The sequence below is a fragment of the Streptomyces melanosporofaciens genome, assembly GCF_900105695.1.
GTDB lineage: Bacteria > Actinomycetota > Actinomycetes > Streptomycetales > Streptomycetaceae > Streptomyces > Streptomyces antimycoticus.
In genome coordinates, this window is sequence record NZ_FNST01000002.1 from 7,629,239 (window position 1) to 7,646,128 (window position 16,890).

The following is a 16,890-nucleotide window of genomic DNA, read 5'->3' on the forward strand; positions in this document are numbered from 1 at the left end:
CCGCGCCCGTTACGCGGGCACGGTGCCCGCCGGGGCCGAGGTGTCCGTGTCCTGTGCCGGGGCATCGCTCGCCGGGCGGGAGACGATCCGGCGCGCCGGGCGCTCTGGGGTACCACCCCCAGGTGGTACCAGGTTTCTGAGCGTCGGGGACGGCTCGAGACCCAGCTCGTCGAGCAGGACGCGGCTGATCCGCTCGGCCGAGTCCGTCTTGCCGTCGTCGGCCTTGCCGTGCACCTCCGCGCGGACCTCATCGGCCTTGCCGGAGTCGGCGAACTTGTCGGCCTCGTCGAGGTTCTTCGGCGCCTTCTCGGCGATCGCCTTCTCGACCGCCCTAATGAACGCGTCCTTGTCGAAGTCCTTCGGTTTGGCCTCGTTCATCTTCTCGGCGTTGGCGGCCTTGCCCTGTGCCTCTTCGTCGTCCTTGGGCAACCGGGCGGCGTCCTGCGCGGCCCCGGCCTCCGTCCTCGGGGGTGGGTGCGAGCTCGCGACCGAGCGCTTCTTGCGCCGTACGTCCTTCTTCAGCGTCACGAACTTCGGACCCGCGCCCGGGCCGGGCCGTGCTGTCGTCTCCGGCGCGGCGCCCGAGGCGGCGGGGGTCGCCTCCGCCGCCTCCGCCGGTGCCGGTCCGGCCGTGGGCGGCTGCCGAGGGCCGGGCTCGGTACGGCGTGCCGAAGCTACCGTGCCATTGCCGACGAGGTCCTGCCCGGCGGGAGGCAACCGGGCGGGCGAGGGCGGCAGCGCCGCCGGTCCGCGTCCACCGGACAAGGCGGCCGTCACCGCCGCGTTGGACGGAGGGAACCGGGGCCGTGCGGGGCCGTGTACTTCCGGCCGATCCTGGGTGGGGACAGGCACCGTCTTCGACACCCGGGGCCGCTGCGCGAGAGCCTTCGGCGGTGGCATCGGACGGAACCTCCCACGCATGTCGGTGCCCACAGGAACGTGGCGTCCCGCTGACACTCCCGCACGAAGGGTGGCAGCACGGGCGTGACGAGGCCGTCACCCCCGTGTTTTCACGGCGTCTCCAAGGGCTTGGGGAAGCCCCATGGTCACCGGGGGCCGAGCAGGCCGGTGGTGAGTCCGCACAGCGCCTTGATCAGATCCTGGCCGAGCACCCGCCAGGATTCCTCCGCCGTGGCCGGGTCGATGCGCCCGTTCGCCAGGTCGTACTCCAGCTCGGCGAAGGCGTGCACGGAGAGCTGGCGCACCATCGTGCCGTGCCGGGCGCGCAGTTCCGGGCGGATGCCGTCCCGGCGGATGGCACCTATCTCGTCCAGCAGGCGCAGCGACGGCGTGTCCAGATGGTCCTGAAGGACGTAGTCGCGCAGCGCGGGCTCGACGAGGGCCTGCGCGAGGAAGCGGGCACACCATGTGGGAGTGCCCGCTTCGATGTGGTTCTCGACGTTCGGCAGGATCAGGCAGCTGTAGTGCTCCTCCAGGGACACGGTCTCCCGCTCGCGCAGCGCCTCCACCACCACGATGCGGTGTTTCTCGACGAGTCGGGTGTGGTGCGACAGGATCGTCTCGATGAGCTTGTCCCGGCTCTCGAAGTGGTACTGCACCGCTGAGTTGTTGCGCTGGCCGGCCGCCTCGCTGAGCTGCCGGACCGATACGTTCGCGAACCCGCGCTCGGCGTAGAGCCGTTCGGCGGTGCGCATCAGTTTGTCCCGCGCGAGCGCGGAGCGCGGAGAGGGCGGGGCGGCCGGGCCCGGAGGAGTCATCCCGTCAGGCTAACGGCACCGGTCGGGCATGCCCCGCACGCACGCACGGCGCCGCTCGCCCACCGCGCCGCCGCGGACCGTCACCAGGTGCCCCACAGGTTCTCGAAGCCGCCCGCCGAGATCCCCTCGCGCATGCGGAGGTCTTCCGGGGCGTCCCGCAGCCGCAGTTCGGGCAGGTGCCTGATGAAGGTGGCCAGGCACACCTGGAGCTCCACCCGGGCCAGCGTCTGACCGACGCAGACATGCGGTCCGGCACCGAAGCCTACGTGCTGGGCGCTGTTCTCCTGGCGCGGATCGAACCGGTCGGGGTCGGGGAACTTGCGCTCGTCCCGGTTGGCCGCGTGCAGATTGACGAGCAGGGTGCTCCCGGCGCCCACCGGCACCCCGCTGACCTCCGTGTCCTCGGTGATGAACCGGGGGATGCCCACCCCGCCGAGAGCGTCCAGCCGCAGGGCCTCCTCCACCACTCCCGGCATCAGCCCGGGATCGGCGAGCGGGGTTTCGTAGCGCTCCCGTTGCGACAGCAACATCGCCGTCATCTTGAGGATCATGTTCGGGGTGGAACTCCGCCTGCGCCTCGTCCACTTCGGCCTGGGTGTAGCGCGTCAGCGTCAGCAGCGTCTCCGACCAGCGCGCGAACTTGTCATGGTCCTCGCTCGGCGCGCCCAGCGGCGCGCAGATGACCCGCACGGGAAGGGGGAGTGCCACCGCCGCGCGGAGATCCGCGGGTGACCCCTCGGCCACCATGGCGCCCACCAACTCATCCGCCATCTCCTGGATACGCGGGCGCCACGCTTCCATCTTCCTCACCGTGAACGCGCGGCTGAGCAGCCGCCGCCACCTCCGGTGCCCCGGTCCCTCCTTGATGTCCGCGTCACCCTGGGAGGGCCGGCTGAACGTCCCCCCGGTCCTCGGTGGTCGACATGCGGGCGGCGCCCTTGCGGTCCGGATTGCGGCTGAACCGCGGGTCGGTCAGCAGTCCACGGACCTCCTCGTACCCGGTCAGCAGACCGACCACGTCCCCACTGGGCGTCCGTACGTGTGCCACGGGGCACGTGGCCCGCGTCTCGGCCCCCTCCCGCGGGGGCTCCAGCGCGTTCGGCTGCTCGAAGGGGTAGTCGGGGATGGCTTCCGTCATGGGGGGACTCCTCCAGTGTCGGAGACCTTTGATCACCGTAAGGCGGTCCTCTTATTAAGACAATCGCCTTAGGAGGGATGGCCGACATTCGACCCGGGTCGGTTGTGGTTGGACCGGGCACACTCGGGGAAGGGGGGTAGAGGGCGGTCGGGCCGCACGCTCAGACGTGGCGGCCGACGCGGTGAGTTCACCGACCCGGACGGGGTCAACAGCTTTCGCCTTTGTCTAAGGAAATTTGCAGACGTTGTCTGCGGGGGCCTTTCGGTGCGCTGTCGGGTCGACGACGAAGCTAGCATCGACATCGAGCCAGCCGGTGTAGCCGCCGACGACCTCGATGCATGGATGTGAAATCGATGGAGGAGTCTTGGTCGACGCCCCGCACCCCACTGTGTCAATGCCCACCCAGCGGAGCTGCCCCTTCGATCCTCCGGACGGCTACACTCCCCTGCGCGAGCAGGAGCGGATAACGCGCATGAGTTACCCTGATGGGTCGCCCGGGTGGCTCATCACGCGGCACGCCGAAGCGAAGGAACTCCTCACTCATAAAAGCTTCAGCGCGCGCCAGGAGGGGATAATCTCTCCGGTTCCCACGGAGCTGCAGTACGACGGCCGCCCGGCCGACCCCGGCGCCTTCGCGAAGACGGACGACCCGGTCCACAGCCAGTATCGCAAGCTGGTCACCGGCTTTTTCACGGTCCGTCGTACGCGTCAGCTCGCCCCCATGATCGAGCGAATCGTGCACGAACAACTCGACGATCTGGAAAAGGCCGGGCCGGGTGCCGATCTGGTCGAGGTATTCACCGAATCCGTTCCCTCCCGGGTGATGTGCGAGATGATCGGCGTCCCCGAATCGGAGCGGAAGACCCTTCAGCGGCACGTGGAGACGCTCGGACGCCTCTCCTGCACCGTCCCCGAGGCGCTCGCCGCCGTGTCCGGGATGAGCGGATTCCTGTCCCGCTTCGTGCCGACCAGGATGGACGACCCCCGGGACGACCTCCTCGGTGACCTGATCCGCGGCGGGCAGCTCAACGAGCAGGAGCTCATGGGCATGGCCGCCACGCTGATCACCGGGGCCTTCGACACCACGGGCAACATGCTGGCCATGGGCGTCTTCACGCTGCTCGAGCACCCCGATCAGCTGGCCAGGCTCCGCGAGGACCCGGAGCTCATGGCGGGTGCCGTCGAGGAGCTCCTGCGCTTCCTCACCATCTCCCACCTCGGGGCCAGCCGGTGGGCGCTCGAAGATGTCGAGTTCGCCGGCCAGGCCATCAAGAAGGGCGAAGTGGTCACCGTCGCCCTCCCCGCCGTCAACCGCGACCCCGAGCGCTACAACAACCCTGACCAGCTCGACATCGGCCGTACGGACCATGGGCACCTGGCGCTCGGCCACGGTGTGCACCAGTGTCTCGGCCAGCATCTCGCCCGCACGATCCTGCGCGTCGGCTACGAGGCCCTGTTCGACAGGTTCCCCACGCTGCGGCTGACGGTCCCGGGCGATGAGATCCCGATGCGTGATGACTTCGTGCACTACGGCCCCAGGTCGCTTCCCGTCACCTGGGACGACTGAACGAGCCCGGATTCCTGAGCCGGTCACTCCGCGAGTGGCCGGCTCATCATCCCGAACGACAAGGTAGGACTGAGACCCGATGAGGATCACCGCCGACCGTGAGGTGTGCTGTGCGGCGGGCCAGTGCGCGCTGATCGCGCCTGACCTGTTCGACCAGAGCGACGAGGACGGCTCCGTCGTTCTGCTCGAAGCACAGCCCGACGCCGGACGGCTGGACACCCTGCGCGAGGTCGTATCCCGTTGCCCAACCGGTGCGATCCGCATCGAAGAAGACCCGGGCGCGTGAAAAAGACGGGTCGAACCGGAGCGCGAACAGCGGCGGAGAACGCACGGTGGCACGCGACACACGGCCGGTGAAACATTGGTGAAATCAAATCCCGCGAACATGCCCGGGAGCGTTAACCGAGCCTGCGCGGGTTTCTAGGGTTTCCCTTACGGGTGCGGGGCTAATGTGGCCGGTGTCCGTCTGGCAAGGCGTGTTTTGAAAAATCTCAGGGCCGTTGCGCTCTCCAGCGAACGACGCGTTAAGTGTGGAGTTTCCGATGCCTGCTGCATCCAACCAGAACAAAGCTGTTGAAGCGCTGCGCAAGTCGTTCAAGGAAATCGAGCGGCTCAAGCGTCAGAACCGCCAGCTGATCAGTTCGGCAACCGAGCCCCTTGCCATCATCGGTATGGCCTGCCGATTTCCGGGCGGAGTGAATTCCCCCGAGGCACTGTGGCGTCTGGTCGCCGATGGAGCGGATGCGATCTCACCCTTCCCGACAAACCGCGGCTGGGACGTGGAAGGGATCTACGACCCGGACCCGGAGCGTCCGGGTACCAGTTACGTACGCGAAGGCGGCTTCCTCCACGACGCGGACCAATTCGACTCCGCGTTTTTCGGCATCTCACCCCGCGAGGCCCTCGCCATGGACCCCCAGCAGCGGCTGTTGCTGGAGACCTCATGGGAGGTGTTCGAACGGGCGGGCATCGACCCCGCGTCACTGCGTGGCAGCCAGACGGGTGTCTTCACCGGTGCCATGCATACCACTTACGCGTCCGAGGCCGCGCAGATACCGGACGAGATCGAGCCGTACCTCCACAACGGCGCCACCACCAGCATCGCCTCGGGCCGTGTCTCCTACACCTTCGGCTTCGAAGGTCCCGCGCTGACCGTGGACACCGCCTGCTCATCGGCGCTGGTCGCGCTGCACCTGGCGGCGCAGGCGCTGCGTCAGGGTGAGTGCTCCATGGCGCTGGTCGGCGGTGCGACCGTCATGGTGAGCCCCAAGGGCTTCGTCACCTTCAGCCGCCAGCGCGGACTGGCCGCCGACGGCCGGTGCAAGGCGTTCGCCGACGGAGCCGACGGCACCACGTGGTCCGAGGGCATCGGTGTGCTGCTGGTGGAGCGGCTGTCCGACGCGCGGCGCAACGGGCACCGGATACTCGCGGTGGTACGCGGCTCCGCCGTGAACCAGGACGGCGCGAGCAACGGCCTGACGGCCCCCAACGGCCCGTCGCAGCGCCGCGTGATCCGGCAGGCCCTGGAAAACTGTGAGCTGACCCCCAGTCAGATTGACGTGGTCGAGGCGCACGGTACGGGTACGACGCTGGGCGACCCGATCGAGGCGCAGGCGCTGCTGGCGACGTATGGGCAGGACCGACCCGAGGGCCGGCCGTTGTGGCTCGGCTCGCTGAAGTCGAACCTCGGTCATACGCAGGCCGCCGCAGGTGTGGCCGGCGTCATCAAGATGGTGATGGCGATGCGGCACGGCGTCCTGCCGAAGACGCTGCATGTCGACGCTCCGTCGAGCCATGTGGACTGGTCCGAGGGCCAGGTCGAGCTGTTGACCGAGGCGAGGCCGTGGCCGGAGACCGGGGAGCCGCGCAGGGTGGGCGTGTCCTCGTTCGGCGTGAGCGGGACCAACGCGCATGTGATCCTGGAGCAGGCCCCGGAGGGCGAGACCGAGGCGGAGGTCGCCGAGGAGCCTGCTGACGGTGGCCTCGCGGGTCCGGTGGCATGGGTGGTGTCGGGCAAGACCGACACCGCGTTGCGGGTGCAGGCCGGGCGGTTGCGGGAGTTCGTGGCGGAGCGTCCGGAGCTGGGCGCCGCCGATGTGGCGCTCTCCCTGGCGACGACGAGGTTCGCCTTCGAGCAGCGCGCCGTGGTGACCGGGACCAGCCGTGAGGAACTCCTCGAGCGCCTGGAGGCGGTGGCCGAGGGCGCGAAGCTCCCCGGTGTGGTCTGGGGAAAGGACGCCGAAACACCTGGTCGTTCCGTGTTTGTGTTCCCGGGTCAGGGTGCGCAGTGGGCGGGTATGGCGGTGGGGCTGTTGGAGTCCTCGCCGGTGTTCGCGGAGGCGATCGGTGAGTGTGAGTCGGCGTTGTCGGCTCATGTGGACTGGTCGCTGACGGATGTACTGCGTGAGGTTGAGGGTGCTCCCGGTTTTGACCGGGTGGATGTCGTTCAGCCGGTGTTGTTCGCGGTGATGGTGTCGTTGGCGAAGTTGTGGCGTTCGGTGGGTGTGGAGCCGGATGCGGTGATGGGGCACAGCCAGGGTGAGATCGCCGCGGCGTGTGTGGCCGGTGCGCTGTCGCTGGAGGATGCCGCGAAGGTGGTGGCGTTGCGGTCGCAGGCGATCGCGGTGGGTCTGGCCGGTCGTGGTGGCATGGTGTCGGTCGGGCTGCCGGTCGACCAGGTGAAGGAGCGTCTCGCCCGGTGGGGTGGCGCGATCTCGGTGGCGGCGGTCAATGGCCCCGGGTCGGTTGTGGTGTCCGGTGATCCGGGGGCGCTCGATGAGATGGTTACGGAGCTGGAGGGTGAGGAGGTGCGTGTTCGCCGGGTTCCGGTGGACTACGCCTCGCACTCGGCCCATGTGGAGGGGATCCGCGAGGAGTTGCTGAAGGTTCTGGCGGACATCACACCCCGTTCCTCGGAGGTGCCGTTCTATTCGACGGTCTCCGGTGAGCTGGTGGACACCGCCGGTCTGGACGCGGAGTACTGGTACCGGAATCTGCGGCAGACGGTCGAGTTGGAGTCCACGACGCGCACGCTGCTCGATGAGGGCCACAGCGTGTTCATCGAGGTGAGCCCGCATCCGGTGCTGACCCTGCCGGTGCAGCAGACGGTGGAGGCCGCCGAGGCGCGGGCAGTGGTCCTGGGCACCCTGCGGCGTGATGAGGGTGGACCTGAGCGGTTCCTGACCTCCGCCGCCGAACTGCATGTCAGCGGAGCGAGCGTCGACTGGCGGAAGGTGTTCGCGGGACATGGCGCCCGCCGCGTGGAGCTGCCGACCTACGCCTTCCAGCACGAGCGCTTCTGGCTCGACGCTCCCGCGGGTGTGGGCGATGTGGGTTCGGTCGGGCTGGGCTCGCTGGGGCATCCGTTGCTGGGTGCCGTGGTGTCGTTGGCGAGCGGCGGCGGGGTGTTGCTGAGCGGGCGGCTGTCGTTGGCCACGCACGGGTGGCTGGCGGATCACGCCGTGCACGGGGTGATGTTGCTCCCGGGGACGGCCTTCGTCGAGTTGGTGGTATCGGCGGGCGATCAGGTCGGGGCGGGGCGCGTCGAGGAACTGGTCCTGGAAGCGCCCCTGATCGTGCCCGAGAAGGGTGGCGTACACCTTCAGGTCGAGGTGGGGGAGGCGGACGCTTCCGGTTTCCGTGAGGTGAGTGTGTTCTCACGGGAGGAAGCGGAGGGCGAGGGCGCCGCATGGGTGCGGCATGCCCATGGTGTGGTCGGTTCGGCCGCGCCCGTCTCCGGCACACAGTTCGACTTCGGTGTGTGGCCTCCGGCGGGGGCCGAGCCGGTCGATGTGTCGGCTGAGTATGTGCGGGCCGCGGAGAACGGGTTGGAGTACGGCCCGGTCTTCCAGGGGCTGAAGCATGCGTGGCGGCGTGAGGGGGAGGTGTTCGCGGAGGTCGAGCTCCCGGAGGCGGAGCGGGACCGGGCGGGTCAGTTCGGTCTGCACCCGGCGCTGTTCGACGCGGCGTTGCACGCGATGGGTGTGAGCGAGAGCCTGGCGGGTGGTTCGGGGAGTCGGCTGCCGTTCTCGTGGCGCGGGTTTGCCCTGGAGGCGGTGGGTGCGACATCGCTGCGGGTCCGGCTGGCGTCGGCGGGTGCCGGGTCGGATGCGGTGTCGGTGCTGGTGGGCGATGAGTCCGGGCGGGTGGTGGCGTCGGTCGAGTCGCTGGTGTTGCGCCCGGTTGACGCGGATCAGCTGAAGGCCGCGGGTGGGGCGGCGCGGGAGGCGCTGTTCCGGGTCGAGTGGGTGGACGCGCCCGGGGCCGTCGTGGCGGGAGGTGAGGCCACGCCGCGGACAGAGGTGATGCGGGTGGTCTCCGATGGTGCGGATGTGGTGGGTGAGGCGTACGGGCGTGTGCTCGAGGTCTTGGAGCGGGCGCAGGGGTGGATTGCGGATGAGGACCGTGCGGGTGACCGGTTGGTGGTGGTGACCCGGGGCGCTGTCGACGTGGGTGACGGCGCTGGTGTGACGGATCTGGCGGGGGCCGCGGTGTGGGGTTTGGTGCGGTCCGCGCAGGCGGAGAACCCCGGGCGTCTGGTGCTGGTGGACACCGATGAGCTGGATGGCGTCGATGGTCTTCTTCCCGGGCTGCTGGCTCGGGGTGAGGAGCAGCTGGTGGTGCGGTCGGGGGCGGTGCGGGTGCCGCGTCTGGGCCGGGTGCTGCCCTCGGGCGAGGTTCCGGAGTCGGGCGGGTTTGGCTCGGGTGCGGTGCTGGTGACGGGTGGTACGGGTGTTCTGGGTGGTGTGGTGGCGCGGCATCTGGTGGCCCGGCATGGTGTCGGGAAGCTGGTGTTGCTGTCCCGTCGTGGTGCGGAGGCCGAGGGTGCGGTCGAGTTGCGGGCCGGGTTGGAGGCCGCCGGTGCCGAGGTGGTGATCGCGGCGTGTGATGCCGCGGACCGTGCGGCTCTGGCCGGGGTGTTGTCGGGGTTGCCGGAGGGCTTTGGTCTGAGTGGTGTGGTGCATGCGGCGGGTGTGCTCGATGACGGTTTGCTGACGTCGCTGACCCGTGAGCGGGTCGAGCCGGTGTTGCGGGCGAAGGTGGACGCGGCGTGGAATCTGCATGAGCTGACGGCGGGGATGGATCTGTCGGCGTTCGTGCTGTTCTCCTCGGCCACCGGTGTGCTGGGCGGCGCGGGGCAGAGCAACTACGCGGCGGCGAATGTGTTCCTGGACGGTCTGGCGTCCTGGCGCCGGGCCCAGCGGCTGCCGGGTGTGTCGATGGCGTGGGGTCTATGGGCCGAGGCCAGCGGTATGACCGGACACCTCGGCGAGGACGACATCCAGCGGATATCCCGTTCGGGCGTGGTGCCACTGGCCACGGACGACGGCCTCGAGCTCTTCGACGCCGCTCTGGTGTCGGACGCGGTGGTACCCGTTCTCTTCCGGCTGGACATTCCGGCGCTGCGTGCGCAGGGCGCCGAACTCCCCGCCCTCTTCCGTAACGTCGTACCGGGGATGACCGTCCGGCGTGCCGCGGGGGCCGGAGACACGGACGTGGACGACGTTGCCGCCCGGCTGCGCCGGCGACTGCTCAGCATGTCCGAAGCGGAGCAGGAGCAGTTCCTGCTCCAAGAGCTGATCCGGGTCCAGGTGGCCGCCGCCCTCGGGCATGCCAAGACGGACACCGTCGAGGTGGGACGGCCCTTCAAGGAACTGGGCTTCGACTCGCTCACCGCCGTGGAACTGCGGAACCGTCTCAGCGCGGAAACAGGTCTGCGCCTCCCGGCGACACTCGTCTTCGACTACCCGAACCCGACGGTACTGGCGGGCTATCTGCGCTCGGAGATCCTCGGCTCCCAGGCCACGGCCACCGCGGCGCCGGGCGGACCGTCCGGCGTCCCGTCCGGCACCGACGACGACCCGATCGCGATCGTGGCCATGAGCTGCCGCTTCCCCGGTGGTGTGCAGACCCCGGAGGAGCTGTGGCAGCTGGTGATGGCGGGCACCGATGCCACGTCGTCGCTCCCGTCCAACCGTGGCTGGGACCTCGAGTCGACGTACGACCCGGACCCCTCGCATGAGGGCACGTACTACGCCCGCAACGGTGGCTTCCTCCACGAGGCGGACCAGTTCGACCCGGAGTTCTTCGGGATCTCGCCGCGTGAGGCGCTGTCCATGGACCCGCAGCAGCGGCTGCTGCTGGAGACGTCGTGGGAGGCGTTCGAGCGGGCCGGTATCGCTCCCGAGACGGCGCGGGGGAGCCGGACCGGTGTCTTCGTCGGCGTTGTGTACAACGACTACGGCACCCGTCTGCAGGGGCACTCTCCCGAAGGCATCGAGGGCTACCTCGGCATCGGCAGCGCGGGCAGCGTGGCCTCGGGCCGTGTCTCCTACACGTTGGGCCTCGAGGGCCCTGCCGTGACGGTGGACACCGCGTGCTCCTCCTCGCTGGTCGCGCTGCACCTGGCGGTCCAGGCGCTGCGCCAGGGTGAGTGCGACATGGCGCTGGCCGGTGGTGCGACCGTGATGTCCACACAGGTCGGGCTGGTGGACTTCAGCCGTCAGCGCGCGCTGTCCGTGGACGGCAAGTGCAAGGCGTTCAGCGATGGCGCCGACGGCTTCGGATTCGCCGAGGGCGTCGGGCTGCTGCTCGTGGAGCGGCTGTCGGACGCCCAGCGCAACGGGCACGAGGTGCTGGCCCTCGTCCGGGGTACGGCGACCAACCAGGACGGTGCGTCCAACGGCCTGACCGCCCCGAACGGCCCGTCTCAGCAGCGGGTGATCCGCGCCGCGCTGGCGAACGCCCGGCTGTCGGCCACCGAGGTGGACGCGGTCGAGGCACATGGCACCGGCACCAAGCTGGGCGATCCCATCGAGGCCCAGGCCGTGCTGGCCACCTACGGCCAGGACCGGCCCGCGGACCAGCCGCTGTGGCTCGGCTCGGTGAAGTCGAACATCGGCCATGCGCAGGCGGCCGCCGGTGTGGCCGGTGTCATCAAGATGGTGATGGCGATGCGGCACGGCGCACTGCCGAAGTCGCTGCACATCGATGAGCCGTCGCCGCATGTGGACTGGTCCGCGGGCGGCGTGAGCCTGCTGACGGACGCCATGCCCTGGCCGGAGACGGGACGGCCGCGGCGCGCCGGAGTCTCCTCCTTCGGGATGAGTGGCACCAATGCCCACGCCGTGCTGGAACAGGCTCCGCCGGACGACGCTTCCAGCCCTGCCGCCGAGGACGAGGTCCCGGCCGCGGAACTGCCGGAGATCACACCGTGGGTGATCTCCGGACGGTCGGACAGCGCGGTCGAGGCACAGGCGGAGCGGCTGCTGACGCAGGTGCGTGAGCGCCGAGAGGTCTCGCCCGCCGATATCGGGCTGTCGTTGGCGACCACGCGCAGTGTGTTCGAACACCGCGCGGTGGTGCTGGCGGGCGACGGCGACGGCCTCCTGAACGGCCTGGGGGCGTTGGCCGAGGGGAATGCGGCACCCGGTGTGGTGCGGGGGACAGCCGGCGCTCGTGACCAGGCGGTGCTCGTCTTCCCCGGTCAGGGGTCGCAGTGGGTGGGGATGGCGGCAGGGCTGCTGGAGACTTCCCCGGTGTTCGCGGAGCGGATCGGTGAGTGTGCGGCGGCGTTGGCGCCGTACGTGGACTGGCCGCTCGCGGAGGTGTTGCGCGGCGGTGAGGGTGCCGCGGAGGCGCTGGAGCGGGTGGATGTGGTGCAGCCGGTGCTGTGGGCGGTGATGGTGTCGCTGGCGGAGCTGTGGCGTTCGTACGGTGTGGAGCCCGCGGCGGTCATCGGTCACTCCCAGGGTGAGATCGCGGCGGCGTGTGTGGCGGGTGCGTTGTCGCTGGAGGATGCCGCGAAGGTGGTGGCGTTGCGGAGCCAGGCGCTGCGGGCGCTGTCCGGGCGCGGGGGCATGGTGTCGGTGTCGCTGCCCGTGGACTCGGTGCGGGAGCGGCTCGAGGCGTGGGGTGAGCGGCTGTCGGTGGCGGCGGTGAACGGGCCCTCGGCGGTCGTGGTCTCCGGGGACGCCGACGCGTTGGACGAGCTGATGGGCGTATGCGAGGGCGACGGGATCCGGGCGCGGCGCGTACCCGTGGACTACGCCTCCCACTGCGCGCATGTCGAGGCCATCGAGGACGAGCTTCGGCAGATCCTCGCGGGAATCGCCCCCCGCGCGTCGTCGGTGCCGTTCTATTCGACGGTGACCGGCGGGGTGCTGGACACCACGGAGATGGACGCCGGGTACTGGTACCGCAATCTGCGGCAGACCGTGCGCTTCGACGAGACCGTCCGTGTCCTGCTGACCGATGGCTTCCAGGTGTTCATCGAGGCCAGCGCTCACCCTGTCCTGACGATGGGGGTGGAGCAGACCGCGGAGGACCATGGCGCCCGGGTGACTGCTGTCGGTTCGTTGCGCCGTGACGAAGGTGGCCTGCAGCGGTTTATGACCTCCCTGGCCGAGGCGTATGTCGGCGGAGCCTCCGTCGACTGGGCGGGTCTCTTCGCCGGTACGGCGGCCAGGCGCGTCGATCTGCCGACGTATGCCTTCCAGCGCGCGCGCTTCTGGCTGGATCCCGAGGCGGACGGCGCCGGTGATGTGTCGTCGGCGGGGCTGGACGCGGCGGGGCATCCGCTGCTGGGTGCTGCGGTGCCGCTGCCCGACTCCGATGGGTTCTTGCTCACCGGTCGGCTGTCGCTGCGTACGCATCCCTGGCTGGCCGACCATGCGGTGCTGGGTCGGGTCATTCTGCCGGGTACGGCGTTTGTCGAGTTGGCGTCGCGGGCCGGTGACGCGGTGGGTTGTGACCGGTTGGAGGAGCTGACGCTGGAGGCGCCTTTGGTACTGCCCGAGGAGGGGGCGGTCCAGGTGCAGCTGGTGGTGAGTGGCCCCGGGCAGGGCGGGGGGCGCGAGCTCAGTGTGTACTCCCGTCGTGGCGATGGCCCGGACGCGCCGTGGACGTGCCATGCGAAGGGCGTGCTGGCCGTGGCGTCCGTCGCCGATGGGGCGGCGGGTCCGATGGACCTGAGCGCATGGCCGCCGGCGGGCGCGGAGGCGGTCGAGACCGCGGGCTTCTACGAGGACGTGGCGGCCACCGGGCTGGCGTACGGTCCGGTGTTCCGGGGGCTGCGTGCCGTCTGGCGCAGGGGCGATGAGGTCTTCGCGGAGGTGGCGCTGCCGGAGGAGTCGCGGGCGGAGGCGGCCCGGTTCGGGCTGCATCCCGCGCTGCTCGACACGGCGCTGCACGCCTGGCTGGTGTCCGCTGCCGCGGAGGGCGAGGGGAGCTCGGGCGGGATTCGGCTGCCGTTCGTGTGGAGCGGTGTGTCGCTGTACGCCACCGGCGCTACCTCTCTGCGGGTACGGCTGGCCCGCACGGGCGCCGATGGGATGTCGGTGCTGGTCGCGGATGCCGCCGGTACGCCGGTGGCATCGGCGGAGGCGCTGGTCACCCGGCCGGTGTCGGAAGCGCAGCTCGCGTCGTCCGCCGAGGACACCGAGTCGCTGTACCGGGTGGAGTGGGTCGCGGCGTCCACCAGCGCCCCGGTCCCCGAGACGGACCGGTGTGCCGTGGCCGGGCCCGATGTCTTCGGCCTGGCCCGGGCGTTGAAGGCGGCCGATGGGTCGGTGGAGGAGCACGCCGACCTGGCTGCTCTCGCGGCGCATGTGGGGTCGGGTGCTCCGCTGCCGAACCTGGTGTTCGTGACTGTCTCCTCCGCCCCCGGTGAGGACGTCGTTCCGGCGACGCGGGCGGTGGCCCACCAGACCCTGGACATGGTGCGGGCGTGGCTGACGGAGGACCGGTTCGCCGAGGCGCGGCTGGTGCTCGTGACCCGCGGTGCGATGGCGACCGAGGACGGCGTGGACCCGCGTGACCTGGCGGCGGCCCCGGTATGGGGGCTGGTGCGGTCGGCGCAGGCCGAGAACCCGGAGCGGTTCGTCCTGCTGGATGTGGACGGCGGCGAGGAGTCGCTGGCCCTGGTGCACCAGGCGGTGTCCACCGGGGAGCCGCAGCTGGCGGTGCGCGGTGCCGAGATGCTGGTGCCGCGTCTGGCGTCCGGTGCCGCGACGGGTGTGCTGACACCGCCGGTCGGTACGGAGGCGTGGCGGCTGGAGGCGTCCGGCGCGGGCACGCTGGAGGGGCTGGCGCTGGCCACCGCCACGGAGGCCACCGCGGAACTCGGCGAGCACGAGGTGCGGGTCGCGGTGCGTGCCACGGGCCTGAACTTCCGCGATGTCCTGATCTCCCTGGGCATGTACCCGGGTGAGGCGCTGATGGGCGGCGAGGGCGCCGGTGTCGTCGTGGCCGCCGGTCCCGGGGTGACCTCCCTCGCCGTCGGCGACCGCGTGATGGGGCTGTGGGAGGGCGGTTTCGGGCCGCTGACCGTCGTGGATCACCGCACCCTGGTGCGGATTCCGGACGGCTGGTCCTTCACCGAGGCCGCCTCCGTCCCGGTCGTGTTCGTGACGGCTCTGTACGCGTTGCGGGAGCTGGCGGGCCTCCGGCGTGGTGAGTCGCTGCTGGTGCATGCCGCCGCCGGTGGTGTGGGGATCGCGGCGGTGCAGTTGGCGCGGGCCTGGGACTGCGAGGTGTTCGCGACCGCGAGTGAGGCCAAGTGGGATGTCCTGCGCGGTCTCGGGCTGGACGAGGCGCATATCTCCTCGTCGCGGACGCTGGAGTTCGAGGAGCGGTTCAAGGCCGCCTCGGGCGGTCGTGGTGTGGATGTGGTCCTGGACTCCCTGGCCGGTGAGTTCGTGGACGCGTCGCTGCGGCTGCTCGGCGAGGGCGGGCGGTTCATCGAGATGGGCAAGACGGATGTGCGGTCGGCCGATGAGGTGGCGGCGGCGCATCCGGGCGTGCTGTACCGGGCGTTCGACCTGGCGGAGGCGGGCCCCGAGCGCATCGGGGACATGCTCGCCGAGATCGTGGCCCTGTTCGAGCGAGGTGACCTGCGGCCGCTGCCCACCCGGGTGTGGGATGTGCGCAGGTCCCCCGAGGCGTTCCGGTTCATGAGCCAGGCCCGCCATGTGGGCAAGCTGGTGCTGAGTGTGCCGGCCACGCTGGACCCGGAAGGCACGGTGCTGATCACCGGTGCCGGAGGTGTCCTGGGCGGGCTGGTCGCGCGGCATCTGGTGGCCGAGCACGGGATACGCCGGCTGCTGCTGGTCAGCCGGCGTGGCCGCGCTGCCGAGAGCATTGCAGCGCTCGAGACGGAGCTGACGGCCCTGGGGGCCTCGGTCGACGTTGCCGCCTGCGATGTCGCCGACCGCGACGCGCTGGCCGATCTGCTGGCGGGGCTGCCCGATGACGGGCACGGGCTGACCGGCGTGGTCCATGCCGCGGGCCTCCTGGACGACGGCACGGTCACCTCGCTGACCCCGGAGCGGCTGGACGCGGTGCTGCGCGCCAAGGTCGACGGGGCGTGGCATCTGCATGAGCTGACGCGCCGTTTCGATGTGGCCATGTTCGCCCTGTTCTCCTCGGCCGCCGGTGTTCTGGGGTCCGCGGGCCAGGCCAACTACGCCGCCGCCAACACCTTCCTGGACGGACTGGCCCAGCGGCGCCGGGCGATGGGTCTGCCGGGAGTGTCGCTGGCCTGGGGCATGTGGGCCGAGCGCAGCGGGATGACCGGACACCTCGCCGAGGCGGACCTGTCGCGGATGACGCGCGGCGGACTGGTGCCGTTCTCCTCCGAGGAGGGGCTGCGGCTGTTCGACACGGCCGGGCGGCTGGCCGAGGGCCTGGTGGTGCCCGCGCGGCTCGACCTCGGCCACTTGGCGGCCACCGCCGACACCACCCCCGTGCCCCCCTTGCTCGACGGACTCGTACGACGGCCCGTCGTGTCCCGGCGTGCCTCGGCCCAGGACGAGTCCGGTGCGCAGGAGGCGCCGCTGGCGCGGCGTCTTGCCGGGCTCGGCCAGGGGGAGCGGCAGCGGACGCTGCTGCGTCTGGTCCAGGAACACGCCGCCACCGTCCTCGGGCACGGGTCGGCGTCGGCGGTGGACACCGATCGTGGCTTCCTGGAGCTGGGCTTCGACTCGCTCACCGCGGTCGAGCTGCGCAACCGGCTGAACGCGGCCACCGGGCTGCGGCTGCCCGCGACGCTCATCTTCGACTACCCGACCCCCGCCGCGCTGGCCGCACAGCTGAACGTGGAGATCGCCCCCGTGGCGGCGGACGACCCATCGGACGTGGCCGCCGAACTCGACCGGCTGGAAGCGGCGTTGCTCGGCACGGGCGCGGCGGCCGATGAGGACACCCGGGCGATGGTCGCGGGCCGGTTGAAGCGTCTTCTGTCCCACTGGGACGGCGGCCGTGGCGGCCCGGCGCCGGACGGCCCGGCCACCGATTCCGGCGATGCCCAGGATGTCGCCGAACATCTGGAGACGGCGGAGGCCGACGAGCTCTTCGCCTTCATCGACCAGGAGTTCGGGACGTCGTGATCCGACCAGCGGCCGCCACCACGGCGCACCCACGAACCCACACCACCTGCCCGCCGACCACCCCGCTCCCGAAGCGCGACC

The 16,890-nt window shown here is 70.6% G+C and carries 7 protein-coding genes; 3 read left to right on the forward strand and 4 right to left on the reverse strand.

Annotation, left to right across the window (positions count from 1 at the left end; translation table 11 throughout):
- Nucleotides 1-9: 9 nt before the first annotated feature.
- The 4 genes from BLV72_RS35435 to BLV72_RS50425 form a co-directional block, all read right to left on the reverse strand.
- On the reverse strand, nucleotides 10-777 hold the full coding sequence (locus BLV72_RS35435; protein WP_425288454.1) for a hypothetical protein: 768 nt from the start codon (nucleotides 775-777) through the stop codon (nucleotides 10-12).
- A gap of 269 nt (nucleotides 778-1,046) precedes the next feature.
- Entirely contained in the window at nucleotides 1,047-1,718 is a 672-nt protein-coding gene (locus tag BLV72_RS35440; RefSeq protein WP_093467509.1) for a TetR/AcrR family transcriptional regulator, read from the reverse strand.
- Between the two features lie 80 nt (nucleotides 1,719-1,798).
- A complete protein-coding gene (locus tag BLV72_RS50420; protein WP_244321165.1) occupies nucleotides 1,799-2,257 on the reverse strand; it encodes a cytochrome P450 in 459 nt (152 codons plus the stop codon).
- A gap of 335 nt (nucleotides 2,258-2,592) precedes the next feature.
- Nucleotides 2,593-2,856, reverse strand: coding sequence for a hypothetical protein (locus BLV72_RS50425; protein ID WP_244321166.1), 264 nt, complete (start codon nucleotides 2,854-2,856; stop codon nucleotides 2,593-2,595).
- A gap of 472 nt (nucleotides 2,857-3,328) precedes the next feature.
- Here BLV72_RS50425 and BLV72_RS35450 point away from each other — a divergent pair, with 472 nt between their 5' ends.
- The 3 genes from BLV72_RS35450 to BLV72_RS35460 all read left to right on the forward strand — a co-directional run bounded on the left by BLV72_RS35450 (nucleotide 3,329) and on the right by BLV72_RS35460 (nucleotide 16,809).
- A complete protein-coding gene (locus BLV72_RS35450; protein WP_244321167.1) occupies nucleotides 3,329-4,423 on the forward strand; it encodes a cytochrome P450 in 1,095 nt (364 codons plus the stop codon).
- A gap of 79 nt (nucleotides 4,424-4,502) precedes the next feature.
- Nucleotides 4,503-4,709: a ferredoxin gene (locus BLV72_RS35455; RefSeq protein ID WP_093467512.1), complete on the forward strand. Its 207-nt coding sequence runs from the start codon at nucleotides 4,503-4,505 to the stop codon at nucleotides 4,707-4,709.
- A gap of 256 nt (nucleotides 4,710-4,965) precedes the next feature.
- On the forward strand, nucleotides 4,966-16,809 hold the full coding sequence (locus BLV72_RS35460; RefSeq protein ID WP_093467514.1) for a type I polyketide synthase: 11,844 nt from the start codon (nucleotides 4,966-4,968) through the stop codon (nucleotides 16,807-16,809).
- The last annotated feature ends 81 nt before the right edge of the window (nucleotides 16,810-16,890 follow it).

What these genes read in the sequence shown, in the direction of transcription:
- BLV72_RS35440 (WP_093467509.1), bottom strand. Translation starts at nt 1,718, where the DNA reads ATGACTCCTCCGGGCCCGGCCGCCCCGCCCTCTCCGCGCTCCGCGCTC.
- BLV72_RS50420 (WP_244321165.1), bottom strand. Translation starts at nt 2,257, where the DNA reads ATGACGGCGATGTTGCTGTCGCAACGGGAGCGCTACGAAACCCCGCTC.
- BLV72_RS50425 (WP_244321166.1), bottom strand. Translation starts at nt 2,856, where the DNA reads ATGACGGAAGCCATCCCCGACTACCCCTTCGAGCAGCCGAACGCGCTG.
- BLV72_RS35450 (WP_244321167.1), top strand. Translation starts at nt 3,329, where the DNA reads ATGAGTTACCCTGATGGGTCGCCCGGGTGGCTCATCACGCGGCACGCC.
- BLV72_RS35455 (WP_093467512.1), top strand. Translation starts at nt 4,503, where the DNA reads ATGAGGATCACCGCCGACCGTGAGGTGTGCTGTGCGGCGGGCCAGTGC.
- BLV72_RS35460 (WP_093467514.1), top strand. Translation starts at nt 4,966, where the DNA reads ATGCCTGCTGCATCCAACCAGAACAAAGCTGTTGAAGCGCTGCGCAAG.